Annotated in this window: 19 protein-coding genes; 3 read left to right on the top strand and 16 right to left on the bottom strand. The window is 40.6% G+C overall.

Annotation, left to right across the window (positions count from 1 at the left end; translation table 11 throughout):
• The 14 genes from PF479_RS04120 to PF479_RS04055 form a co-directional block, all read right to left on the bottom strand.
• The gene (locus PF479_RS04120; protein WP_298002471.1) at positions 1–1467 is read right to left on the bottom strand and encodes a PEGA domain-containing protein; all 1467 of its coding nucleotides are present in this window, start codon (positions 1465–1467) and stop codon (positions 1–3) included.
• Positions 1460–1825 (bottom strand): response regulator, encoded by a 366-nt coding sequence (locus tag PF479_RS04115; protein WP_298002469.1) that lies wholly within the window; start codon positions 1823–1825, stop codon positions 1460–1462. The genes PF479_RS04120 and PF479_RS04115 overlap by 8 nt, the downstream gene beginning before the upstream one ends.
• Positions 1822–2932 (bottom strand): peptide chain release factor 2 gene (gene prfB, locus PF479_RS04110; RefSeq protein WP_298002467.1). Its coding sequence is split into 2 segments (ribosomal slippage): positions 1822–2862 and positions 2864–2932, totalling 1110 coding nucleotides; the frame shifts between segments, so codons are not numbered across the junction. Before prfB ends, PF479_RS04115 begins: the two co-directional genes overlap by 4 nt.
• Before the next feature lie 331 nt (positions 2933–3263).
• Positions 3264–5000, bottom strand: coding sequence for a hypothetical protein (locus tag PF479_RS04105; protein ID WP_298002465.1), 1737 nt, complete (start codon positions 4998–5000; stop codon positions 3264–3266).
• Positions 4993–6075 carry a chemotaxis response regulator protein-glutamate methylesterase gene (locus PF479_RS04100; RefSeq protein WP_298002463.1) on the bottom strand — a complete coding sequence of 361 codons (1083 nt, stop codon included), beginning with the start codon at positions 6073–6075 and terminating at the stop codon, positions 4993–4995. Before PF479_RS04100 ends, PF479_RS04105 begins: the two co-directional genes overlap by 8 nt.
• A 16-nt stretch (positions 6076–6091) precedes the next feature.
• Positions 6092–6934: a CheR family methyltransferase gene (locus PF479_RS04095; RefSeq protein ID WP_298002461.1), complete on the bottom strand. Its 843-nt coding sequence runs from the start codon at positions 6932–6934 to the stop codon at positions 6092–6094.
• Between the two features lie 5 nt (positions 6935–6939).
• Positions 6940–9036 carry a chemotaxis protein CheA gene (locus PF479_RS04090; RefSeq protein ID WP_298002459.1) on the bottom strand — a complete coding sequence of 699 codons (2097 nt, stop codon included), beginning with the start codon at positions 9034–9036 and terminating at the stop codon, positions 6940–6942.
• 5 nt (positions 9037–9041) lie between these two features.
• Complete coding sequence (locus tag PF479_RS04085; protein WP_298002457.1) at positions 9042–9326, bottom strand: lipid asymmetry maintenance protein MlaB; 285 nt, start codon at positions 9324–9326, stop codon at positions 9042–9044.
• Between the two features lie 2 nt (positions 9327–9328).
• Entirely contained in the window at positions 9329–9694 is a 366-nt protein-coding gene (locus PF479_RS04080; protein ID WP_298002455.1) for a response regulator, read from the bottom strand.
• Between the two features lie 227 nt (positions 9695–9921).
• On the bottom strand, positions 9922–10515 hold the full coding sequence (locus tag PF479_RS04075) for a chemotaxis protein CheD (RefSeq protein ID WP_298002453.1): 594 nt from the start codon (positions 10513–10515) through the stop codon (positions 9922–9924).
• Entirely contained in the window at positions 10512–10871 is a 360-nt protein-coding gene (locus tag PF479_RS04070; RefSeq protein ID WP_298002451.1) for an Hpt domain-containing protein, read from the bottom strand. The genes PF479_RS04075 and PF479_RS04070 overlap by 4 nt, the downstream gene beginning before the upstream one ends.
• 41 nt (positions 10872–10912) lie before the next feature.
• On the bottom strand, positions 10913–12679 hold the full coding sequence (locus PF479_RS04065; protein ID WP_298002449.1) for a hypothetical protein: 1767 nt from the start codon (positions 12677–12679) through the stop codon (positions 10913–10915).
• A gap of 167 nt (positions 12680–12846) precedes the next feature.
• Positions 12847–15054 carry a bifunctional 23S rRNA (guanine(2069)-N(7))-methyltransferase RlmK/23S rRNA (guanine(2445)-N(2))-methyltransferase RlmL gene (gene rlmKL, locus PF479_RS04060; protein ID WP_298002447.1) on the bottom strand — a complete coding sequence of 736 codons (2208 nt, stop codon included), beginning with the start codon at positions 15052–15054 and terminating at the stop codon, positions 12847–12849.
• Positions 15015–19031, bottom strand: a complete 4017-nt coding sequence (locus PF479_RS04055; RefSeq protein ID WP_298002444.1) for a FlgD immunoglobulin-like domain containing protein — start codon at positions 19029–19031, stop codon at positions 15015–15017. The genes rlmKL and PF479_RS04055 overlap by 40 nt, the downstream gene beginning before the upstream one ends.
• A gap of 132 nt (positions 19032–19163) precedes the next feature.
• Between PF479_RS04055 and PF479_RS04050 the strand changes: the two genes are divergently transcribed.
• Positions 19164–19934, top strand: coding sequence for a class I SAM-dependent methyltransferase (locus PF479_RS04050; RefSeq protein WP_298002442.1), 771 nt, complete (start codon positions 19164–19166; stop codon positions 19932–19934).
• Here the strand turns inward: PF479_RS04050 and PF479_RS04045 are convergent.
• A complete protein-coding gene (locus tag PF479_RS04045) occupies positions 19922–20956 on the bottom strand; it encodes an FAD:protein FMN transferase (protein ID WP_298002440.1) in 1035 nt (344 codons plus the stop codon). The genes PF479_RS04050 and PF479_RS04045 overlap by 13 nt on opposite strands.
• Positions 20957–21118: 162 nt before the next feature.
• Between PF479_RS04045 and PF479_RS04040 the strand changes: the two genes are divergently transcribed.
• Entirely contained in the window at positions 21119–23176 is a 2058-nt protein-coding gene (locus tag PF479_RS04040; protein WP_298002438.1) for a SpoIIE family protein phosphatase, read from the top strand.
• Positions 23173–25296: a PP2C family protein-serine/threonine phosphatase gene (locus PF479_RS04035; RefSeq protein ID WP_298002436.1), complete on the top strand. Its 2124-nt coding sequence runs from the start codon at positions 23173–23175 to the stop codon at positions 25294–25296. The genes PF479_RS04040 and PF479_RS04035 overlap by 4 nt, the downstream gene beginning before the upstream one ends.
• 3 nt (positions 25297–25299) lie before the next feature.
• Here the strand turns inward: PF479_RS04035 and PF479_RS04030 are convergent.
• The coding region (locus PF479_RS04030) for a DUF308 domain-containing protein (RefSeq protein ID WP_298002434.1) at positions 25300–25687 on the bottom strand (388 nt) is incomplete at its 5' end.

Raw genomic sequence — 25687 nt, 5'->3', positions numbered from 1 at the left:
TTAATCCTCAGTTGATTCTTCTGCTGCCCTTATATAGCTGCGCAGCTTAAAAATGGTATTAACCAGAAGGGTTCCGCTTACAGCAACTCCCCCCCAGTAGCTATAATAGGCTATATCAGCATGGTTTTTATACTCCAGAGCTTTGTCATAACTTTCAGGATTCCCTGTACTATTATAGTCAATCGCATAGTTATAATAACGATTGTCCAGGTTTTGGTAAATGCCGGAGAGTATCAAAGGGACCCCCACAGACAGGCTGAACCAACCCAGGGCTCTATAAAAGGCACTCTTTGAATCTTTTAGCTTTTTTTCTTTATCATAGAGGGTTAATCCCAATTCTACAGTGATGCTGTCTCCCAGGAGTTCCCGGGTGGACATAAAAAAGGACATGTAGTTTTCTTTACTGATTTTCAGCTGCTCCAACTGGGCAGGCCTTTCTGTAAACAGAGGGGTCTGCCCTATCCAGAGAGCTCCCATATAGACATCTGCTCCAGGCGGGTCTGAAAATATAAAGAGGGACTCTGATTCACCTGCTGTCAGGTTGACTTCCAGTGACTGAATTCTCTCAGGAGCAAGATAGATTTGCTGACTCTGAGTCTGAAAACCAGTTGTTTTAATCTGCACTGTGGCAAATCCGGGAAGAAGGGTCTTCGTCAATAGACTCCCGACACCCAGGGTTTTACCGTCGATACTGATGAGAGCATTCTCGGGAGTAACAGAAACGTTCAACCCCGCCCAGGTCCTTCCCAGAATAATTGTGCGGACCTGGTCTGAGATTTCCAATAACACCGAGTCAATCTCCTCTTCCCGGGCTGTCCGGCTGATATCCAGAAGAGACATCTTATTATTGATATTGAAACAGGAAAAACTTAAAAAAAAGAGATCATCCACTCTTTCAATACTTCCTGAAAGTAAAAGATCCAATCCTTCCTTGTCCATGTATTTCTGTGTTCCGGATCTGAGTTCAATCAGTTGATTTCCTTCATCGGCATAGCTCTCAATCAAGACAGGAAGGCTCTCCTGCATAAAGATTTCTTCGGGACTTAAATTTTCCCAGAGAGAGAGGAGTTCCTCTTTCCCGGTCATCTGAAGGGATAAATCATCATAGAGTTTCTGGCGGTCTTTTTTTTCTTTCTCTGAAAAGAGAAGTATATCTCTCTGCCTATGCAGCTCGCTTTTTGATTTTTCAATACTGATAATCTGTTCGTCAATATGCTGATGGATGTAGTACTCTTTCTCTTCTTCACTGAATTGATGATTTTCAATATCTGAAATATTTTCGATGAGTAAGAGAGGGAGAGATGTTAACAAATATTCATGTTTTTTATCCAGATTGAAACCTGTAAAGCGGCTCATACCGACATTCCAGGTTTCTTTTTCGATACTGAGCATGGAGGAATCAAGAACCTGTGAAAAGGCGGGAAAGCTTATCAGAAAAAGAAAAAATGGTATGAGTTTTCTAATCATTTACACTGCAAGCCCTGTTTATGGCTGACACCAGCCTTTTTCTTTGAAAGGGTTTGACGATATAATCAGAAGCACCAAAACGTATCGCTTTGATTATTTTTTCCTGATCGCTAAGTGAGGAACACATAATAACACGACTATGGGGATACGCTTTTTTAAGACTTTTTAATGCTTCCACACCGTTCATACGAGGCATAACAATATCCATCAGGACCAAATCCGGCAGGAGGGATTTATACCGGGATAAGCATTCAATACCATCCCCGGCTTCTCCCACCACCAGATGACCGCTTTCAGTTACGATATCCGAGATGATGGATCGCATAAAAGGCAGATCATCTACGACGAGTATTCTCATTCGATTTGTTTCCCTGACCATAAATATTTCAAATAGGCATTGATGAACGGGTCGATATCACCATCCATCACATTCTGAATATTACCAGTTTCCTCTCTGGTTCTTAAATCTTTCACCATTGTGTAAGGATGAAAAACATAGGATCGTATCTGTGATCCCCAGCCGATATCTTTTTTTTCAGCAGAGTTCTGTTCTTTTTCCTCATCCTGCGCCTGTTTGTAATATTCATATAATCGAGACTTCAGCATTTTCATGGCAGAATCACGGTTCTTTAACTGGCTCCGCTGATTTTGACACTGAACAACAATTCCAGATTCCAAATGAGTCATACGAACGGCGCTGCTTGTCTTATTGACGTGCTGTCCTCCAGCACCTGATGCCCTGTATGTATCAATTCGGATATCATCGGGTTTGATGTCTATTACGATATCATCATCGATGACAGGCGATACATAGACCGAGGCAAAAGAGGTATGCCTTCTTGAATTGGAGTCAAAAGGGGATATCCTGACCAGACGGTGAATTCCACCTTCCCCTTTAAGATAACCGTAAGAATATTCTCCATCGACCTGAAATGATATCGACTTAATACCCCCCTCGGCATCGACAGTATCCATTATCGTTATTTTATAATCCTTTCTTTCAATCCAGCGGCTGTACATTCTGTAGAGCATACTGGTCCAGTCACAGGCTTCAGTACCACCTGCACCAGAATGTATGGTAACAAAAGCCGAGAGAACATCTGTATCTTCACTAAGAAGTTCCAGAGAATTCAATCTGCTGTAGGAATTTCCAATTTTATTGATTTGTTCCTGAATCTCTTCTTCGAAGGATTCATCTTTTTCTTCTATGGCAAGTTCAAAAAGTGCCTTGACGTCTTCCAAATCCTGAACCAGTTTTTCCCAGGGTTCAAATTTATTTTTGAGTCTCTTCAACTGAGTCAGTTTTTTCTCAGCGTTTTCTCTGTCGTTCCAAAAATCAGGATTCCCTGACTCTTTTTCGAGTATTGAAGCCTCATTTTTTAATTCGGCTGTGTCAAAGTCGCCTCCAGGTTTCCAGGATTTCCCCGTCAAGGGATTTTAAATTAGTCGAGAGATCACTAAGCATTTGAGCCTCCAAGATTTTTTTCTTTCAGAACGTTTCTTCTCCATCGTTTTTCAGTCAGAGATGTGATGACCAGTGTACCATTAATCGGATATTGGTATAATCTGATAGAATCATAAAAATCGGTTGATCGATCCAGATCCAGTTTAAGACGAGACAGATTATTTTCATTGATTGACAGTGATTCAAAAGTATTATTCTGAATTTGTTTAAAACCATAACGGAATAACAAATTCTGAACTATTTTTTCACTGTCTTCATTACCCAAATCAATTACGATAGAAACAAACATAAATATACTTTATGTGGCTCTGAGTCCACTGTCAATAGATTATTAAAACAAAGTCACTTCGCCGCTTATGGCGCCCTCTTTATCAATTTCTAAAGAGTCTCCTGATTCAACCTTTTTTTTGTGGATGTATATGGTGAATTTATCTATAAGCTGTTTTATCTCATTCCCTTTAAGTTCCCAACTGTTTAGCCCTTCCTGAGTCAAAAGACGGTTCATATCCTGATCAACGAGAGTTTTCTCTCCCTGCACCTCTTTTATTATTCCCAGGATTTCCTTGACCAGGATTTCCATTCTCTTCAGATCCTGATTTGTGATTCTGTACAATTGAAGAAAATCATCTACTGTGGATAACAATTCGGACATTCGGAAGTCCAGATTGCTGCTGTAGTCATTAACAAGAGTGAGATTGGATTTCAGTTCGCTGGCAATGAACTCAATATGATCATTATCTTTTGAAGAGACTGAAAAATAATCATGAAAAAGAGTATCCGAATGTTTCTTGAAATCACTGATGCTATGAATGATCGTATCCACTGATTTTTCAATGGAATTGGCTCTGTTGCTGATGTTCTCAATAATATAACCCATGTTTTCCAGATGAGGCAGTTTAGCTGCTTCTACCCGGCTTGAAATATTTATTGTTTTAACCCAACTGATGATCTTTGAAAAACCTTTATAGGCATCCTCAAGATTGGCAATCTCTTTATAAATACCTTCTAGAGTTTTTTGAATATGGATCTGAACACTGTCTTTTTTAAGTTTTTCCAGTTGGTTCTCTATGTTTCTTTGTATTGAAACTATTTCATCCCTGGAAGTCATAGCATTATCATATTCCCGCATTTTTTTTCCTGAGTTCTGCAAATAACCGATCAGGGAATTCAAATCTTCTGACTTTTCCTTAAAAGTAAGGTATGTCTTGTTCAACTCTGTATGAATTTCATTTAAAATATCATTACAGAAACCATAGACTCTACTTCCGTAAGTCAGTGATTCAAGCTGCTCTTCGACGTTTGAGTCAGGAGCCGGTCTTATATGCTCAATAGCCAGAATGACATGATCTATAGACTGCCTGACAATATCATGTTTTTGCACTTCTGCCAGAATCTCATAGAGAGGCTTTTTGTACTCTTTGACTTGCTTTTTTACAGTATCAATAAGGTCGAAGGATCTTTTTTGGTAGGTTGCTGTCCTTTCAGTCAAATTCGAAAAATCCTTACCAATAGAAGACACCAGACTCGCCAGAGTATCCTTTTCCATATTGATATTTCCTAGAAACATTGCAAAATAGTTACTTAAATCCTTACCTTTTGTTTTCAACCCATTGCTCAGCTTGGCTGAACTTTTAGAAACTTTTTGCAGCTCTTCGGTTATATAAGGAAATGCTCCACCGTTCTTTCCAGCTTTCAGGGCTGTCACCATAGCATTCAGTGAAATAAGCTCCAACTCAGCAGAGTCATCTTCAATCTGATCAATGTTATTATCAAGATCCTTGATTGTGTTTAATTCTTCAGAGATCCGGTCAAGGAAGCGGCTGTCACGATTCGAAATATCATTGAGAACTGCTCCTTCATTGGATACGGTTTGCTCAATTTCCTGTACCAGATGGTCCATATTGATCATAGAAGACCTGTCATTTCCCTGGTTGGAACCTAATGCTTCAATTTTTCCTTCCAGTTTCCGCATTAATTTCGGATAATTTTCAGCCATATTGAGATAAACGTCACCCAGAGAATCGACTATTCTTTTAAGCTCATCATTGATTTTAAGACCCTTATTCATTCGTTCTCCTGATCAATTCTGCTGCAATTTTATTGAGAGGAAGTATACAGTCTACCGCATCTCTTTTAATGGCTTCCTTGGGCATTCCGAAAACAACACAGCTTGCTTCATCCTGGGCTATGTTGTAGGCCCCGGCTTCTTTCATTTCACTCATCCCTCTGGCTCCATCATCACCCATTCCGGTCATGATGATTCCCACTGTATTCGGACCTGAATACCGGGCTGCTGAACGGAACAGCACATCTACCGAGGGTTTATGCCTGCAGACAAGGGGTCCATCTTTTGTTTCAACATAATAACGGGCTCCCTGTCGTTTGAGAAGTATGTGCATATTTCCGGGGGCAATTAATGCTCTTCCCGGGTAAACGACATCATTATTTTCTGCTTCCTTCACTTCAATCTTGCATAAACTGTTCAGACGCTGAGCAAAAGATTTAGTAAAATGCTCGGGCATATGCTGAACAATAACAATCCCGGGAGAATTGATGGGCATCATCTCAAGAAAGATTCTCAGAGCCTCTGTTCCCCCGGTAGAGGCTCCAACAACGGCAATCATTTCTGTTGTATCAATAGAGAGAGGTCTGTTTGATTTAGCAAGTATGGCATCTGCTGTCAGTTTGGGAGCCACAGACACTGGAGCCTTGAAATGATGATTTTTGACCCGGCTATTGGACCGGGCGGCTGCTCTGATAACATCGCAGATTCTGATTTTTGATTCCTGAAGGAATTCCTTTGTACCGACTTTAGGTTTCTGGACAATATCCACGGCTCCCAGTTCGATGGCAGTGATTGCATTCTGACCGCCCTTTTCTGTTTTACTGGAACAGATAATAGTAGGGATAGGATTCTCGGACATCAATTTTTTTAAAAAAGTCAGACCGTCCATTTGAGGCATTTCAATATCAAGAATGATAACATCCGGTTTCTGGAGGGCTATTTTTTTCTCTCCGATGATTGGATTGGGGGCAGTGTTGATCACTTCAATATCTTTTTCGTCTTCGATGATCATGGATAAAGTTTGTCTGACCACAGCAGAGTCATCAATAATTAATACTTTTATTTTATCTATTGCCATGATTTTTTCCTCAGGATCAAGTTTTTTTATAAATAGTCGGAGCAATGGAAATATAGGGAAGGTTTAATCCCGTAATAGTTTCAGAATGACCCAGAAAAAGGTAGCCATCACTCTTAAGATGCTTATGGAGGCTTAAAAGAATTTTCTTTTGCTTTTCCTGGGAAAAATAAATAAGTACATTCCTGCAAAAAATGACATCAAACTGCTGTTTAATATCATATTGATCATCCATAAGATTCTGATGAAAAAAATTGACATTCTTTTGAAGAATCTTTTTCACTTTAACAAGTTCATTCTCGGGTTTCTTGCTTTTTAAAAAATATTTTTTCTTTAAATGCATCGGAAGAGTCTCTATCCTGGAAATATGATACACGCCTTTTCTTGCTTTACTGAGGACTTCCTGCGAAATATCCGAACCAGCAATGGTATACTTTAATCGGGTATATTCTTCTCGAATTCCTTCCATCACCATAGCCAGGGTGTATATTTCTTCTCCCGTTGAGCTGGCGGATGACCAGATATCAAATTGGTCACATCCTCCAGTTTCCTTAAGACGGGGTATGATGATACTATTTTCCAGATAGACAAAATGATCTGGTTCTCTAAAAAAATCTGTTTTATTCGTAGTGACAACATCAATCATCAAGGGAAACTCAATCCGCATGCTCTTATCATTGAATAAATAGTCACAATACTCCTCAAAATTATTCAATGAAAGAGCCCTCAACCGTTTGTGAAGTCTGGATTCAAGCATCACCCGTTTTATTTCAGGCATTCTAATGCCAAGTTCTTTTTCAATAAATTGACTCAGTTTTTTAAATTCCCGGTCGTTTAGGTTGGGTCTTTCCAGAGTTGTCATTCAGATTAATTCTCTTTTCTGGCGAGAATAGCCAGGCGGTTTACATCCAGGATCAGGGCAATATTTCCGTCACCCAGAATGGTTGCTCCTGTAATGTAATTGATACTTTTATACAGTTTTCCCATGTTTTTAATGACTGTCTGATGATCTCCGATGACTTCATCAACAACAAACCCGGTCAGATTATTTTCAGTCTGAATGACAACCAGATGCTCCCGGTCGGGTAATTCACCGTCATATACAAAAAGTTCCCTGAGTCTAATATAAGGGATTACAGAATCCCTGAATTCTGTGAGCCTTTTTTTTCCATGAGAGTTTCTCTCTTCAGAACTTAATTCCATACAGGCCTGTACCATGGAGAGGGGAAAAATGTATTTTTCATCACCAATGCTCACCAGGAGTCCTTCGATGATGGCCAGTGTGAAGGGAAGATGCAATGAAAATTCTGTTCCTTTCCCGGATTCACTCTTAATATAAATAGAGCCGTTTAAGGCATCAATCTGTTTTCTGACGACATCCATACCCACACCCCGTCCACTGACACTTGTCACACTCTGAGCGGTTGAAAAACCGGGCAAAAAAATTAGGTTGTAGATTTCTTCATCACTGAGAAGAGCATCCTGCGGAATCAGATTCTTTTTAATAGCTTTTTTAAGTATGGCTTCTTTATTCAGTCCATGACCATCATCTCTGATCTGAAGCTGTACGTTTGCACCGGTATAATGAGCATCCAGGGTGATGGTTCCAGTCCCTTCTTTCCCGGATTTTTCTCTCTCATCTGGAGATTCTATGCCATGATCAATGGAATTTCTTATCAAATGAATAAGCGGGTCATTCAGTTTCTCAATTACATTTTTATCCAGCTCCGTATCACCTCCTCTGGTTACCAGTTGAATATTCTTATTCAGGCTGGAAGACAAGTCCCGAACGAGTCTTTTAAAACGAGAAAAGGTTGTGCCGATGGGTATCATACGGAGACTCATTGTGTTGTCCCGAAGATCTGAAGTGAGCCTCTCTATCTGTTCTGCCAGAGATATGAGCGTTGCCGATTTTTCCTGCGCTGCCAGCTGAGAAAGTCTTGCCTGGGCCGTCACAAGTTCCCCAACAGAATCAACAAGGCTATCCAGTTTTTCACTCTTTACACGTATGCTGGAAGTACTTCCTGAATTGAGGTTCTGTTTTATTGAATTGGATACTTTTTGTTCTTCCAGAGCTGATTTAACATCAGAAGTAGAAACCATTCCTTTTTCAATAAGGAGTTCACCTATTTTCTTACGTGAATCCAGAATCGTGTCCAGATCCGAAGATTTGATAAGCCCCTTCTCTACCAGAATCTCTCCCAGTTTGGGGTTACTGTCATCAGCCAGCATATTCTGCCAGTCAGAGATCAGAGCCACATTAATTTTTGATCTGGAGTCCAGGAATATAAACACATCTTTGACATCGTTAATACTGTGTTTCGTCGTTAGATAAATGTCCCATTTTACATAGCAGAGCTCTGGATTAAAAAAATCAAACTCGGGGATGTCATCGTTGTAACAGATGCAGGCAAACTCACCCATCTGCCGTAGTTCATTGAGCAATGAGAGCAGATTAGTACCAGATAGAAATATATTTTCATCAGGAGCAAACTGAATCCTGTAGATTGATACTGTCTTTTTGGTTTCATCATCCGCTGTATTTTTTTCCTGGATTTTAACTGTTTCTGCATCAATCGTATCCACGGTAAGTTTTTTCATCTTTAGTACAATATCCTGAGAAACGGCTTCAAATTCCGGAGTTGAATCATCTTCTGCATTCAGCATGGATAGGATATGGTCCCGGCTTAAAAGAGTCAGATCAATAAGCTTCTTAGTAACATTCACCTCGCCTTCCCGAACACCATCAAGAACAGTTTCGACCACATGAGAGAAGGACGCAATACCGTTAAAGTCAAACATGGAGGCAGAGCCTTTGATCGTATGAATAGCCCGGAATACTGCGGATATGGCATCTGGATTTTTGGGATCGTCTTCCAGATCCATTAAAAGATCTTCAAGACTGCCTAGGAGCTCATAGGCTTCTTCCTTGAAGGTTTCTTTAAATTGATTCATTGAACTCATTTTTTTCAGCTCCTCAACAGAAGATCATGAAAATCGCATAGTTTGATTTTGTCTGCAATTTTCTGGTTCATACCTTTGAGTAACACTTTTCTTTTGTCTTCTTTCAGAGATACTTTAAAACTGTAAAGCAGCTGAATAATTGCAAAATCAATATCTTCGGCTCCGCTTAAATCCAGAATCAGCTCTATGCTTCCAGAGCGGTATTTTTTTAGAATATCATGCATCGATTCGGCTTGCCGTATATCAAGATTACCTTTGAATTGAACAGTTTTGTTTTTTTCCTCAGCCATATTCAATCTCCCAGGACCTTCCTGATGACTCCCATGACCTTTTCGTTATCAAAGGGTTTTACAATCCATCCGGTTGCGCCCAATTCTTTGCCTTTTTCCATGATGCTCTGTTGAGATTCCGTGGTAAGAACCAGAATAGGAGTAAATTTGAATTCCTTCATCTGCCGTAATTTGGATATGAGAGTCAGGCCATCCATATTCGGCATATTTACATCTGTAATGACCAGGTCACAGTTCTGACCCGTTACTACATTAAGTGCATCCTGACCATCAGTTCCTTCAATGACCTCATATCCTCCCTCTGTAAGGAAGAACTTTAGACTTTCTCGAACAGTACGTGAATCATCAACAATTAGAATTTTTTTCATACCTGTACCCTTATTCTGCTTTATTTCTATGCTGTAACATTACTTATTTCACTGATGGTCAAAATTTTACTTATATTCAGGAAACTGAGGTACTTTAGTCAGTGTCCTGAACTTCCCAGATAATCTAGACATTCAGTGCATCTACCAAATAAAGTCTATCATTTTCTTTTCTTATCTTCAATTCTAGAAAATTTTATAATACCTATATAAATGATACTTGAAATTCTTCAAAAAAGAATGATTTTCTGCTCCTCTTTTTTCTTATTCAAATAAATTGCTGCTTTCATCTCCTCTTTCTTAATATCAGATATCACTTTACTGGACTGCAGTTTCTTTACCAGAACCTTACCTGTGTCAGGAAAGAAGAGAACTTTTCTGCCGCAATATTCCCCTGTATCCGATGCAGTCACAGGAATCCTCTCATTTGTCAAAAATTGAAATATAAACTGTATGTTGAAAAAACCTATGTTTTTTTTATCAGGGGAGTCGAAATTCAGGACAGATCCGCCTCCAAACACTTTGGCAACCAAATGATTCTTCCTGGATCCCATTTTCAAAAGGTCATTAATGAGTAACTCCATTGCATGAACACCATAGCGTGCATTTTTATCTTTTAGGATGTTATCGGGGTTATTCACGGACATCCGGGGAAGAAGGAAATGGTTCATACCTCCCCATTTATTCTCACTGTCGATGAGAGCCACTGAAATACAGGATCCCAGAATTGTCGATATGATGATCCTTTCATGGGAAGAGAAATAGTCACCCGGGTGAAGAATAATTTCATTCCGGTTCAATTTATGATTTTTGTGTTCGATCATGCTAATCCTGCAACATCATTCACTTCATCAGTGTGGCAGAATAGTTCTATTTCAGTTTTAAGGATATTTATCAATATTGTGATATTGTCATCGTCTGATTGTGCTTGAAGTGATGCTTCGCAGTCCTGACTCAAAGAGTGTATTCTTTCTGCTCCGATCACACCGGCGATGCCTTTAATTTTATGAAGTAATCGCCGGGCTGCTTCATTTTTTTTTTGAATCAAACTCTCTTCTGCACTCTTAAAGAAGACCGGAATATCAACAATGGCCATTTGCATCATTTGAGATGCCAGCTCCTTGTCATATTCGGTATAATGAAAAAGATTTTCTATTTTAAAGATTTCAAGATTCTTCATACATCAAATTATAGAACAGATCAGATTGAAAAATGCGTATATTATTGATTCTTCCTATGAAAAGCATCTTCAAACTCAAGCCAGGCCTTTTCCCTTTGTTTTACACTATACATTTTCTGGGAGAGGTCCTGGTTTTTTCGTCTGGTCTGTCCATCGTTTTTTGATTTATCATTTTTGCGGGTTTTGCCTATCCTTTGGTAGGAATCGAGTGATCTTTTAGAAATTGACTTCTTTGGGTTCATCATATTGAGAGGAGGCAAATCTTCTTTACTTGAAAGTCCGGAAAATTGATTAATAAAACTATCTTTCCTGCCGGAAAGACGAAGAACCATTTTTTTCCACCAGGAAAGAAATTTATAGGCTTCATCAAAAATTTCAAGAAGGTAAAGATTGAGTAGAAAATCTGTATCTTTAAAACGGATGATGCCCTGATCAAAAAAATTATTCATGAAATCCTTGATTTTATTTACATCCCGGACTTTTTTTAGATTCTTGAAGTAATGAACAATCCCTTCGGATACAATTTTTGGTTTGATCAGAAATTCAGCAAGAATCGGGGCCTCTTTTCTGATCATATCCATGACGTCTTCTTTGAATGTCTCTCTTGTATAAAAAACGGTTATTCTATCTTTGTTCCCGGTTCGGAGCATCCTTTCCATAAGCTGAATATAATATAACTTCAATTCCTTGGATTGAATGGAGAGTTCAGAGCGGAAAAAAGGATAAACATGGTCCCTGTGAATATAATGTGCATCCATATTCAATATGAGAGGAAGGCCGATTTTATTATTCATCTTGACTGCCGATTCAAAAAAATACTCTTTAAATCCCTCCCATTTTTTTGCATAGGGTTCCAATATCTTGATCAGATCTTCATCTGTGATAAGAAAGTTTTCTTTTTGAAGAATCTCCATGCACACTTCATCCAGGGCCGCATACTTGGCAGCATTGTCCTCTCTTTCCTGCTTTTCTTCCTTTAAACAATTTGTATAATAGTGAAAAATAATTTCACTCCCTTGAAACAGAGTGTCTTCCAGGTGCTTGAGGCGTAATTGAAGGTCCTCTTTATTTTGAAATATATTAGTCGCCAGATTGAGCCAAAAGGATCGATCCTTGCCACTCAGCTGCCTCTGAATATCACTGATTTTTATATTCATATATCGGGAGATAATCGATATGAAGGAAGTATTGTTCAGATAAGATTTGATGCGGATCTGACTGAGCTCAATCAAGTCTCCCAAAGATCCTGATGTTGCCAGCAAGGGGGCTCCCGTCTTGAGAGGCATGGTATAAATTCGGGCTTCATTCTTATTGAGTTTGATAAAAGATGGGCTTAGTGATTCAGGATGCATTGTATCCACAAAATCAAAGGGTACTCTCTGGTTTTGTTCTTCCAGGTCCGGGAGTTTCAGAAATGACCGTGAATCATCCATTAGATTTCTTTGAATTTCGTCTTCAATCAGGTTGATGTAAAATTCTCGGGAATCTCTGTTGGTCACGATAATTTTATCTGCTTTGAGTTCTCCATCAATCAAGCGGAACTTTAGCAGACCATAGTGGGCATTCTTGATTTTCCTCATCATTATTTCGATCTGGTTGTTTGCAAAAAGAATGTCTTTTCCTGCATGAAGAACAAATCGATTGTAATCAAGAACAGGATCATAAAAATCGCAGATCCTGTGAAAGATCCTTCGTTGCTCCTGGGTGAAACTACCGACCTGAGAGAGAAATTCTTCTCTTTTCTGCAAATCCATCTGGAACACCGAAGGAAGCTTTGAGGTTTCCTCGTTTACAGAATCTTCATTCATCCTCTGTATCCTCATTTTTTTTTCTGTTTCTTAATATCGGTATTATATTAAGAAGACTGCGTAAAATGAGGGCGATCCCCAGAGCGAACATAACAGATGTAATAATTCTTCTCCAAAACATACATACATAATATACGCAGATTTTCAGTTATACAATTCCATTCTGTTTATTTAATGCGGATAAACCAACAGCGGTGGCCAGACTTTTTCTTTTGAAAATCTTCTGAATCCGTCCACTTTGTCTCTTCGGAAATGTTATATTCATCAAGGATTTCCTTATCCATTTCAAATTGTCTGTAGTTGTTCGAGAAAATCAATAAACCATCTTTATTCAGTTTCTTCATGCATAGATGAATCAGAGCACAATGATCATTCTGGATATCAAAAACAGAAGTTCTGGATTTCGAGTTTGAAAATGTGGGAGGGTCCAGAAAGATTATATCGAAAAAACCAGTATTTGACCTTAACCATTTAAAGCTGTCAGATTGATCAAAAATAAATGATGGGCTTCTCAAGCTGTTCAGGCTGAAGTTATCACGGCCCCAGGCAAGATATGTTTTGGAGCTGTCAACAGAGACAACCTTGGAGGCTCCTCCAGCTGCAGCCATCAAACTGGCTGTACAGGTATAGGCAAAAAGGTTTAGCATTGATTTTCCGGAGCTGTTTTCCAGCAGGTACCGGCGAATATTCCTATGGTCAAGGAATATTCCAGTATCCAGGTAATCCGTAAAATTTACCCAGATTCTTTGGCCCCATTCCCGAATCAGAAAACGTTCTCCCTGTGATCCTAGGGGACGATACTGGTCCTGGCCTTTTTGTCTGCGTCTCTGCTTCAGGAAGATTAGGTTACTCTGCAGTGAAAAAAGATCCTTCAATATGGTAAGGGCTTCTTTTGTCCGCTCTTCAGATCTTACCATATCAACGGTGACAGGAGGCTTATACTCCTGTATATGAATCCATTTGTTTTCATAGACATCAATGGCAAAATTAAAATTGGGCAAATCCACATCATAGAGTCTATAACAACTGATTTCTTCTCTTTTTAACCACTTCCCGAGGTGTTTTTTTCTTTTTATAAGCCTGTTCTGGAACTGAATTCCTTCATTGCTCAGTTTCTGTTCTTCCGGTTGATGATTCGTATCCAGGTCTTTCTTTTTTTTCTCACTTCCGAATAATTCATAATGATAGATAAAACAGGAGAGAGCTCCATTCATGATTTTGTTTTCCCGGCTATGGCGCAGACCAATCGCCTTGAGGAGAGAATTATCATTTGAAATGACCGTAAGATTCCACCCTTTTAATTGAGGATCTCTGGCCATATCTCCTATATTCCGGTAAAGGGAGTAGATTTCATTTTTTTCACCGAGTCTCACACCGTAGGGCGGATTGGTAACAATTAAACCTTTAGGAGCGGATATTTGTGCTTCTGTCAGAGAAAACTCTTCCAGTGACCTCTTTTCTACATGAATATATTTTTCAAGACCAGCTCTTTTTACATTCTCAGTGGCCGAAGCAATCGCCTTTTTATCGATATCATAGCCCGTTATTCTCGGAAGGTTTTCCAACCCTTTATTCCACTCTTCTTCCGCCTGATCGGTGATCTCTTCCCAAAGATCCTGATCATGGGATTTCCAGTTCATAAAACCATAATGGTTTCTATAGAGATTTGCCGGCAGATCTGCTGCGATCATGGCTGCTTCAACAAGAAGGGTACCGCTGCCGCACATGGGATCGATGAGGATGGCTTTTTCCCGGCTGAAAGTCTTCCAACCTGAACGGAGAAGCAGTCCTGCCGCCGTATTTTCTCTTAAGGCTGCCATGGATGAATCCAATCTGTATCCTCTGTTTGAAAGGCTTTCTCCTGAAAGATCTAGATAGATCTGCCCCTTGATAGAGTCTTGAACATGAACCTGTACCTTGATATCCGGATTCTGCCGGTCAACATCAGGACGGCTCCCTGTTTTTTCCCTCCAGTAGTCTGCGACACCGTCTTTCAGTTTCAGAGTAGCCAGTTGCTGGTTAATGTTCCCCCGCCCTTTGGCAGAGGCTCTACAGGAAAAGGTGGCATCCGGAGCCATTATGGTATCCCAGGGGAAGCTCATGGCTTCCTTGCTTATGGAATCCAGCTGCTCTGTCAGATTAAACTCATGAAGGAGCAGGAGAAGGTGTCCAGCAACACGGGTATGAAGACAAAATTTATAGATAGACTCCAATGTGGCTGTAAAAGACAGACCTCCGGTCGTCCTTTTTTCTATACAGCCGCCCCATTGAATCACTTCCTCTTCCAGAAGGTCTTCTAAGTATAAGGGGCAGGCTGCAAATAGATTGTATTGGGTCATTTTATCAGGATGAATTCGACTCTCCTGTTTTTCCATCTGTTCTCCAAGTCACTGTGGGGTACGACAGGTTCAGTCCCTCCCTTACCGATGACATTCATTCTTGATTCCTGTATGCCCTGTGTATTCAGGTATTCTTTCACAGTGACTGCGCGTGACAGTGAAAGGGGCTGGAGTTCTTCTTTTTCTTCTCTGGCAGCCCGGACAGGGTTGTTATAATACTCACTCACAGCGTGACCTTCAATAACAATACCATAGGATCCGTATTTTTTAAGGACTTCCGACAGGCGTTTCAGTACTTCCCTATTCTTATTACCATGATCTCCTTCTGAAACAAGAGCCGCTTTATAGGGTTGAAAGGTGATGTTGGAAATTCTGACTTTCAGTTGATTTCCCTCACGGATCACCAGAATATCTACGGGAATTAACCCTTTTTCTGCTGTGGAATGACCCAGGAAATCTGTAACCCTGATTTCATAGGGATAATCTTCTGCCGACTGAACCAGCTCCCCCTGACGGGATCGTCCATCCCAGATGATTCTTTCAGAGGGACGTCCCCTGCCGCCGAATGTTATGAATTCTTTTCCCTTAGGGTCCCGTATCGTCATCTCCCAGTCCCTTATGGGAGACAGGTCCCGAACACTCAATCCAATCTTCAGCTCGTCATCCACATTATCATCATCCGGTGAAAATGGGACAGGTGAAAGTTCAATGCCTACCAGGGGAGCACTATTGTCCAGTAAAAACTCACGGCTGAGAGCCACTGGCTTGTTTCCTTTACTGTAAACAAGCTGAAGCTCAGCTGTGAAGCTTCCTTCAAGAAGACTTCCGCTATCACTGCGCCCATCCCAGGTCAACAGAGGGGGAGTCACAGCCCTACCACTGATAGTCTTAACGACAGTGTTTTCAGAATCCTTTATTTTCAGAGTCCATTTCTCAATCCCCTTCTTGTTGGTTACATAGACCGTAAAATCCTGAGAGCTGAATTGTTCTGACAGAGGAGAAAATAAGGAACTTTTAGCGGTCAGGTAAACAGCTGTGCCCGCCGTAACAATTTCAATATTATTCAAACTGATTTCACTGCTGTTCCCGGCGGCATCAGAGGAGCTCAACTTATACTGATAGAGCCCATCGGGAACAATATTGCCGTTTTCATCCTTGCCGTCCCAGTTCAGATCCTCCGGCCTGTTTTTCCAGAACCAGGATCTTATTGTATTCCCTGCATCATCCATCATCCGGGCTGTAATTTCAGCTTCTTGAGAAGAACTCTGCCTGATCAGAATAGAATCCCCCAATCCATCATTATCAGGAGAAAAGAGGGTCTTATCTGACTGAACATTCAGAACGGGTGGCACAGTGTCTTTTTCAAATAGTGTCGTTTGGACAACAGGACGGTCACCCTTTTGATAGACCAGTGTCAACTCTGCCTTATAGGTCCCATCTACGACTTTTCCTCCACTGTCCCCTTCTCCCTTCCAGGTATATGTCAGGGCTGCTTTTCCAGATCCTTTCCAGGTTTTTACTGTGGACTTGTCTCGTTCCGAAAGGACCTTCAATGTCCATGATTCTACAGTTTCCGGATTATCAATGACAGTAAAGAATGTGACTTCATCCTTGACTCCATTATTATCAGGAGAAAAAGCATCTTCACTGACTGAAATCTTCGCAGACATCTCTCTTGTATCCAGTGAGAAACTATGAGCAGGAGAAATCCCTCTGTTCCCGGCCTTATCAAAGGCTTCGAGATAAAAGTTGTATTTCCCATCAGGAACAGACCGTCCTTCCTGATCTCTGCCGTCCCAGACTATCTGAGGGTCTGCTTTTCCTCTCCAGAAATAGGATTTTACGGTTTCATTCTTACTGCTACGTATAAAACCTTCCCAATAATCCTCTTCAGATGTATCCAGTGAAAGAGTCAGGGTGTCTTTAAATCCGTCTCCATCAGGAGAGAGTATCTGATCTCCGCTGACCCGGCCGATCGGCGCACTTGTATCCACAGTAAATCCGGGAGAATAGGCCTCTGGAGTATAACCATTCTGGTACTGAATGGTTAGATATCCTCTGTATCTTCCTTCTGCCAGTCGGCCGTTTACCCCGGCATCTCCCGTATAATTAATAATTTTTGGTACTTCCAGGATGCCTAATCTTCTATTGTTGTAGCTCCAGAAGCTTTTACCCTGCATGTCCTGCACCTGGAGTTCCCACTCTATGATGCCGGAAGTCACAGGAATGACAGGACCGAAATTGATTGTGTCAATTCCATCAGTATTTCCAGGACTGAGCCAGGCGTTGTCGATGGTCAGATTGACAGGGGGCTGTTCTGTGTTGACAAGAATATTCTCAAGTTTTTCTGATACATGATTTCCTGAAGGGTCGGTAGACTCAATTTCATAGCTGTAAACACCATCAGGAACAATGATTCCCTGGTCATCCGTTCCATCCCAATAAAAAGATTCGGGTGAGTTGCTTTCAATCTTTATGCTTTTAACGACACTTCCATCGAGGTTCCTGATAGCAGCTGTCCAGAGATTTTCAGAGGATCCATTCTGTTTGATGAACAGTTTTTCTTTATTCCCATCACCGTCGGGAGAGAATATCAGTCCCGTACCCTGGGGTTTTTCCAGGCTGATTACAGGAGGAACCGTATCTAATACAACGGTCATTTTTTCTGATTCTGATTGGTTGTCATTATCATCCCTGAAAGACATTTGAACGCTGTAAGTTCCATCGGGAGCAATTTCTCCACTCTCCATGACACCATCCCAACGGAAAGTCTCGGGGAGTCCTGTTCCATTTTTAGCAGCAAACAACCTGTCAAAAATATTTTTAAAACTCTCATTTTCAGGACGTTCGTCCTTATTTTTGAATTCTTTAACCAGAGTTCCATCCTCATTATAAACAGAGAATGTATAGCCCATGATATAGCGCTCATCCTTCACGCTGTAGGGGAAATCCAGTTCATCCTGAACACCATTTAAATTGGGTGATATATAAATCGGATCTTTATAATCATAGCTTATCTCCGGCGGATTGGTATCTCTCACACCAAAAGGTATGGTGGCACCAGCTCCAATGGCGACAACTCCATTGTACAGTGGTGCTCCGGAGGCTTGAAATTCAATCTCACTGGTTTGCTTCCGAGTCTTTTCTTCTCCCTTCGGCTTGAATGAGTAGTTATAACTGATGCCTATTGAGGGTATGAGGGTCTGGTAGTTCCCCTCAATCGAATCTGAGAGTATCACGGAAGAAGATGTGGCAATACTCAAATTTTTCTGGATTGTAATAGTCTGTCCCAGTTCCACTTTTACATCAGAAAAAGTAGGCAGGGCAATGTCACCATTGATAGCCCAGGTAAAATCTTTTTTATCGATGATATCAAAACCAGCTCCCAATTGGAGGGTCAAATTATTAGGAACAGCATTCAGGTATGTTCCACTTTTTACACTGCCGTATCCTTTACCAATCTGATTGAATGATCCGGCCCATCGGAAGTTTTTCATTTTACCGATGGTTCCCGGTTTATGAATAAATCCTATATTTAAACCCGCACCCCAGTCCATGTCTGTTCCCAGGGCAGAACTAAGACTGAATCCAGTGTAAAAGTCTTTGTAGATTTCTTTTGAAAAAGCGGCATTCACAGAACCAAATGTCCCGAAATCCATTGAGGGTGCATTCAGAGCCTCAGTTGTCAGGAAATGAAGAGCGCCTGTAAATACTCCATATTTTGAAGGATAGGCCAAGGCTGTGTTGACGGCATGACCCATGCCTGATTCTTCCCATCCGGACAAATTAATGTAGTTTAAATCCAGAATTACCCTTTGAACATTAGCGGATGCCGCAGGATTTATACTGGCCGCCTGAGGCGAATCCATTCTGGTGACCGAGGCTCCGCTTCCTAGAAACAGAGGTGAATAGAGGGGGTATGCCAATTCTCCCGAGGAATCCGCCGCAATGGAAAATGTAAGAAACATTGCCATCCATAAGAGTATCGTAGTTTTTTTAATCCGATTGTTCACAGTCATCTCCTGCCTTCTATATACATCTATCATAAGCAAACTCAATTATGGTAAAATTATCTATGTTTAACTTATCTTAATATCAACACAATAACTTAATTGTAACAAAAAATAATCCAATTTGGAGTTTTAATGGAGAAAAAAAAGAATTCCTGGTTTTCAGATGAATGGTTCTGGAAAACATATGGTCCCATTATGTTTGATGCCCAGAGGATGAAGAACTCTGCCTATGAGGTTGAACAGATTATCAACCTCTGCAGTCTGAAACAGAATGACCTGGTTTTTGACTGCTGCTGTGGTTTAGGACGTCATTCCCTGGAGTTGGCCGAGAGAGGCTGCAAGGTCAGCGGTTTGGATTTGTCACAGGGCTATCTTGATCTAGCAAGAGAAGAAGCCAGCCGCAGATCACTGGAGGTGGATTTCATTCATAAGGATGCCAGAACCATCGATTATGAAAATAAATTTGATGCCATCATCAATATGTTTACCTCCTTCGGTTACTTTGAAGACCCTGATGATGATCTTGAACTGTTGAGAAAACTTAATAGTGCCTTAAAACCGGGAGGGACTCTTTTCATGGAAATGACTGGGAAAGAGATTCTGGCCAGGGACTTTGAGGAGCGGACATGGTTTGAACGGGAGGGTATAAAAATAATGCTTGAATATTCTGTCGATTTGAACTGGACGGAACTATGCAATCGGTGGCTATTTTATAAAGATGATAAAATGACAGAATACAGTTTTTCTCACAGAATTTTTTCTGCCTCTGAAATGGCCGCAATGCTGTGGAAAGCAGGATTTTCAACAATAGAAATATATGGCAGTTTCGAAAAAGATCCTTATGACCATAAGGCGAAGAATCTAATCCTCATCACCCGGAAAGATAAGGATCAGGGAGAGTAGGTAAAATCTGCCCTATTTGTCAGTTTGAAGTTCTCTTTGATGTGAGAACTGAGGTGAATCTGATTTTCACTGTCAATGATAATGATTTCAATATCAGGATGGTTTTCGGCATAGATCATGGCGTCTTTCATTCCTAATGAAAAAAGGGCTGTTGATAATCCATCAGCCCAGAGGCTGTTGCCGGTGATGACCGTCAGGCTTTGAATTCCATTATTAACAGGATATCCAGTCTCAGAATCTAATATATGGTGGTAATGTACTCCATCTTCAATGAAAAATCGTTCGTAAATACCCGAGGTGACTACAGCGCTGTCTTTTGTTTCCAGAATTCCGATGTACTGCCCCCGTAGATCCTCGGGATTCTGTATGCCTATTTTCCAGGATGACCCGTCTGTTTTTTTTCCAAGGAGTTGAACATTCCCGCCCAGGTTGATGATAGCCGATGTGACTCCTGCCTTAATTAATTCCTTTTTAACCAGATCTGCGGCATGTCCTTTGGCAATTCCTCCCAGATCAATCATCATCCCCTCTTTCTGGAGGCTGATCGTATTTCCTTTCACCTGAATGGTCTTGTAGTCTACAGACTGAAGGGCCTTCTTGATTTCCTGGGTGGAAGGCACTCTCTGAGAATCTGTTCCTATTCCCCAAAGGGACACAAGAGAACCAATAGATGGATCAAAGCGGCCCGAAGAAAGAGAGGCTATTTTCAGTGCCTCTTTCATAATAAAAAGAGTATCCGGAGTGAGTGAGCCTGTTTTAAGCTTGTTAAGAGTGGATATCTCACTGCTCTTTATATTGGTGCTCAGGCGGTTTTCCATCTCCAATATTGTTGCAAAACCTCTTTCAATGGCATATTCGGGGCTGTTTTCTCCATCCATACTGAAAATAGTTATGAAACAGGAAGTTCCCAGCAGGAGCTGTGAATCAGAGACAGAATCCATCGTTTTTATTCCGCAGGAATTCAAACTGACCAGGAAAAACAGGATGATCAGGGTTTTGTGTTGAGTGTATCTAAATGTCATTGGATAATTATGGCAATCCCTTTTAACAAAGTAAAGCTTATTGCCCGGAAAACTGTATTCAGATGCAGGGAAGACGCTGACAAATCATAAAAAGAACTGGCAAAATCAAGGTCAGGTATGGTAATGTGATTTACACTTCATTCACAAAGAGATGCCACTATCATGAGAATTCGAAATAAACTATTTTTAATCAATGTCTCGGTCTTTCTACTCTTTATTCTTATTTTTTCGATTTTTATCATAACCTCCTTTAGACTCCTGGATTTAAAAGACCTGCAAAGGGAAGCCAGTTCTGTAAGGAACCTTCTTCTGAATCTGGAGTATGCCAATAGGGTTGTATTGAATTCCACTGAGGCCCCCACTCACACCCTGGGATGGGCCGGTAAAGATGTTCAGAAAGGCTTGGACGATTTTTCAGCAAATGAAAACCTGCAGTATTTAAATCAAGAAACAATCAATCGAATCATTAAGATTCGGGATATGTATAAGGAACGAAATTTTGAGTCCTACTTTCAGAATATTTCAGATGAGCTTTCAAAAGTCCGTCCTCATTTGTATGAGACGACCCTTGTGCTGGAAGTTCAGGATATGTTGGAGCAGGGAAACCAGGATAAACTTCTTTATGCCTCAATGGTCAAAATTGAGGAAGAGATAAGAACATTTATACTCTGGCATAGACCGCTTACAGACTCTTTTGTATCAATCACCCTAGATATCATCACAGAAGTTCAGGGACAAATTAAATCTATCATTCTCCTCACCGGAATTACTGTTTTTCTTGGACTGCTTCTTTCCATCATTATTATTGTCAGTATTTATAGAAACCTGATCAATACACTAAATCATGTCAGTATGGGTATTCTAAAAATATCATCAGGAGACCTGCTCACCAGAATCCATATTGAATCAAAGGATGAATTGGCTACTATCGGGCAAAACTTTAATCTCTTGACCGAAACAATTTGGCAGAAGTTAAATAATATTGGAAGTATTATTCACAATATGGGACAATCCCTTTCCTCCGAAGCCGATGCTCTGACCCTTGAGCAGTCAATCCTGGATTTGGCCATTGAAAATACACATGCTGATTCGGGGGCTCTCTATATTCCTGATTATGAGAGGCGGCAGGTCATTTGCAGATTGAAAAGCAGTTCCTTTGCCATTCCTTATGAGGAGGAGTACAATGAATCGATTCCCTTTGGAAAAACGATCATCGGAATATTTGTACTTTCGGGAGAACCCCTGTTTCTACGCAGTCTGGAGGGGCAGAATCTGATCCCTGTAAGAGGCATATTTGATCGAGACTACATATCCTCCTGTCTTATTCTCCCACTCATTTCTGAAAAAAACGTTATTGCTCTCCTGTGTCTCCAAAAAAACACTGAAAAAACACACTTTTCTGATATGGATTACAGTAACATTCAATCCTTTGTCGAATTCAGTGCTGTAACTTTGAATAACCTGGCGCAATATACGGAGCTGCTCAAATCTTCGGGATTGAACCGTGAAATGGAAATTGCTTCAGATATCCAGAAGAGCCTTCTGCCTCCCAATCTGCCCCGGGTCAATGGTTTTGATTTGACAGTTAAGACTTATACACAGAAGGGAATCAGTGGGGAAATCTATGACTTTTTCCCTCTTGGTAAGGAGAGATGGCTCTTCTGCCTGGCGGAAGTTGAAGAAAAAGGGATTGCTTCATCCATGCTTCTGGTCATTTTAAGAACCTTGGTTCGTATCCTGGTCAAGGCAGATCAGGAACCGGCTGAAATGCTGAATACTATTCTTGATAATTTTCATGAAACAACAGGGATGGATACCAAATTGAAGATTAGCCTCTGTCTAGTGGAACCTAATAATAAGTTATTTCACTACTGTGGAACCTCAGGACAGAAAATGATCCTTTTCGATAAAAAATCTGACACACTGAAACTGATCACAGCACAACAGAAGAGTGCCGGCAAATTCATATCTGTTAAAGGATCACTCAGGCAAGATATGTTTCTTTTGCTCATGACCGATGGGTTCCACAATACAAGGAATGAAATGAATCAGCTTTATGGATGGAATCATCCCCAGAATATTCTAAAAAAATATTCTGACCGCTCTGTAGACTGGCTGCAGGATGCCATTAATAAGGACCTTAGTTTCTTTGAACGAAATGTCGGTCAAAGGGATGACCGCACCCTGTTCATCGCCAGGTATAAGGGAGCTGCCAAATGAAAATCCAGACGAGACTCGGATTGACAAGTTTTATCCTTATCATAGGATTTTTACTGTCTTCTATCTTTCTTTTTTCAAGATTTACGACTGTATACAAAATCAAAAACTTTCAGCAGAGCTGCGAAGAACTCAATATATCCCTATCCCGTTTTACAGATAGAAATCTCCTCCTATATACAGACAAAAAATATCCCAAAATTGCGATTGACTACTGGATGAACGATTTAATTGCTGTCCATAAGGGTATTGATAATGTTTTTAAATCAAAACTTATCAGGCGGTTGAGTCCAGTATTTCAAAAGATGATGGAATCCAGGTGGACCCAATGGAGTGATATTTATAGCTTGACAATCAATCCCTACATTTTGGAACTGAATAAATTTACTGGATCTGATCTGGCTATTGATGGAACTGATGCAGGTTTATATGACCTGTATCTTTCCAAATCAAAAATAAATGATAAATCTGCCATGAAACAGATTGAATTGATTAGAGACTTTCAGATTTCTCTGAATCATTCTCTTGATATTTATCACTTCCGTATTGAGTCATTAACGGAAAAACTGGAGGTTGAGGTTACTCAATATATCAGGAACAGCATTACTCTCGTCATTTCTGCTGTCACTTTCATACTTTTGATTTCACTTATTATTTCTTCCCAATTTTCGAGAAGCATTGTCAGAAGAGTCGAAGAGACAAACCGTCAGGTAGAAAGGATGACTGAAGGGACACTGGAGTTTTCAAAGGATCATAAAAATGTTGATGAATTTGATGTCCTTGTTCAGGAATATCATTCCTTTTCACAAGGTTTGTCTGAACGGCTGAATTTACTGAAGTTTCTTCTTCAGGATATCGGTAATGCCATCGGTACAGATACGGATATTGAGTCCTTTCAGGAGACTATTGTAGAACTGGGTATGGATTCCATCAATGCTGATGCAGCTATGCTGTTCCTCGTAGACAGTGAGAGGAGTGAATTAAATCTTGTCCGCAGAACAGGTTTCTGTCCGCCCCCCTTTTCTCTTGATAAAAGAATCTCCATGGTCCGGAGTAATGTGGAAGAGTATTTTGAATCTCATCCACTCAGCGCGGAGACACCTGTTTTTGGAATCACAATGACTACGGGAACTCCCCTGTTTATCAAGGACAATGTAGACTCTGAAGGACTACCCTACAATGCTGTGAGTGATGAATGGCTCTTTATTTCATCCTTGATCAGCTTGCCACTCATTGTGGGAAAACAGTTGATGGGCATGCTAGTCTTTTACAAAACACAGAAAGACAAATTCTTTTCTGATCTGGACTTTACATTCATCAAAGCTTATAGCGATTATACGGCTCAATCTATTGATAATGTCAACAAGTATAAGACTCTTCTTGAAAACAGGGAAATTCAGAAAGAAATAGACATTGCTGCAGCCATACAGAAGAGACTCCTGCCTTCACAGATGCCTGAATTCAGTATAGGCAGAGCCATGATTCATTCCCGCCCGGCCCGGGGAATCAGTGGAGATTACTTTGATGCCATACGTCTGGATGAAGACAAAATTCTCTATACAGTCTGTGATGTGGCAGGGAAAGGAGTTCCGGCTTCCATGCTGATGATCATGATCCGGACAATCCTTCATTCCATATGCAGTAGACACCGTTCAGCAAATACACTCTTAAAAGAATTGAACTACCATATTTCAGGAAGAATCGGTGTGGATCAGTATGCCACCATGGCTGTTTTTGTTCTCGATGAAAAGAAGAAGGAACTCTCCTATTCCAATGCGGCTCATCACCCACTCTATCTATTTAGAAAAAAGGAGAAACAGTTCAGGAGCTTTGATACGGAGGGATTGCCCATTGGCGTGGATAAAAATGCCGAATTCGGGCATAAATTGATCCGCCTGCATGATCAGGATTATCTGTTTCTCTTTACTGATGGACTCCCCGAAGCGAGGAGTCTGAGCGGTGAGGAATTGTCTGTGGAACAGCTGCTCCGATTTTTAGCCGAAAATCTGGATAAATCCCCCGGGAATTTGATCACGGCTGTGGAGCTTTACATTGCCGATTTTGCAAAAGATGCCAGGCAGCATGATGATCAAACCTTCCTGGCTCTTCAGATTCAGGACTGATTGTCAGATTTCTTTACTTTGGACGGAGTGTTTTTTGTTGTATAGAGCTCTCAGTATAATGAGAACTCCTCCGGCAAAAGTTGTAAAACCCAGGAGTCTGAAAATGATCATGGCAGAAGCTACCGGTGCAAAACAAAGCAAACCACCCATTATGATCATTAAGATACTTTCCAATGAGTGTTGAAAACCACTTCCTGGAAAATGTTTTGACAGCAGATCCTGTACACCATAGAAGATCAGAAACAATCCGGTCAGTACCAGAGGAACACCCGTTCCAATTTTGGCAAAACTAATAGGAAAGGTGAGAACAACAAGCCCGCAAATCAGCATAATAATTCCCCGGATCAGCAGATACCACCAGTTTTTCTGTAGAGATGACAATTTATAACCC

It is taken from the genome of Oceanispirochaeta sp. (assembly GCF_027859075.1).
Classification (GTDB): domain Bacteria; phylum Spirochaetota; class Spirochaetia; order DSM-2461; family DSM-2461; genus Oceanispirochaeta.
The sequence above is the reverse complement of the archived record's forward strand: the minus strand, read 5'-3'. Positions and strand labels throughout refer to the sequence as shown.

Coding starts and splice junctions, on each gene's coding strand:
- PF479_RS04120 (WP_298002471.1), bottom strand. CDS start 1,467: ATGATTAGAAAACTCATACCATTTTTTCTTTTTCTGATAAGCTTTCCC.
- PF479_RS04115 (WP_298002469.1), bottom strand. CDS start 1,825: ATGAGAATACTCGTCGTAGATGATCTGCCTTTTATGCGATCCATCATC.
- PF479_RS04105 (WP_298002465.1), bottom strand. CDS start 5,000: ATGAATAAGGGTCTTAAAATCAATGATGAGCTTAAAAGAATAGTCGAT.
- PF479_RS04100 (WP_298002463.1), bottom strand. CDS start 6,075: ATGGCAATAGATAAAATAAAAGTATTAATTATTGATGACTCTGCTGTG.
- PF479_RS04095 (WP_298002461.1), bottom strand. CDS start 6,934: ATGACAACTCTGGAAAGACCCAACCTAAACGACCGGGAATTTAAAAAA.
- PF479_RS04090 (WP_298002459.1), bottom strand. CDS start 9,036: ATGAGTTCAATGAATCAATTTAAAGAAACCTTCAAGGAAGAAGCCTAT.
- PF479_RS04085 (WP_298002457.1), bottom strand. CDS start 9,326: ATGGCTGAGGAAAAAAACAAAACTGTTCAATTCAAAGGTAATCTTGAT.
- PF479_RS04080 (WP_298002455.1), bottom strand. CDS start 9,694: ATGAAAAAAATTCTAATTGTTGATGATTCACGTACTGTTCGAGAAAGT.
- PF479_RS04075 (WP_298002453.1), bottom strand. CDS start 10,515: ATGATCGAACACAAAAATCATAAATTGAACCGGAATGAAATTATTCTT.
- PF479_RS04070 (WP_298002451.1), bottom strand. CDS start 10,871: ATGAAGAATCTTGAAATCTTTAAAATAGAAAATCTTTTTCATTATACC.
- PF479_RS04065 (WP_298002449.1), bottom strand. CDS start 12,679: ATGAATGAAGATTCTGTAAACGAGGAAACCTCAAAGCTTCCTTCGGTG.
- rlmKL (WP_298002447.1), bottom strand. CDS start 15,054: ATGGAAAAACAGGAGAGTCGAATTCATCCTGATAAAATGACCCAATAC.
- PF479_RS04050 (WP_298002442.1), top strand. CDS start 19,164: ATGGAGAAAAAAAAGAATTCCTGGTTTTCAGATGAATGGTTCTGGAAA.
- PF479_RS04045 (WP_298002440.1), bottom strand. CDS start 20,956: ATGACATTTAGATACACTCAACACAAAACCCTGATCATCCTGTTTTTC.
- PF479_RS04040 (WP_298002438.1), top strand. CDS start 21,119: ATGAGAATTCGAAATAAACTATTTTTAATCAATGTCTCGGTCTTTCTA.
- PF479_RS04035 (WP_298002436.1), top strand. CDS start 23,173: ATGAAAATCCAGACGAGACTCGGATTGACAAGTTTTATCCTTATCATA.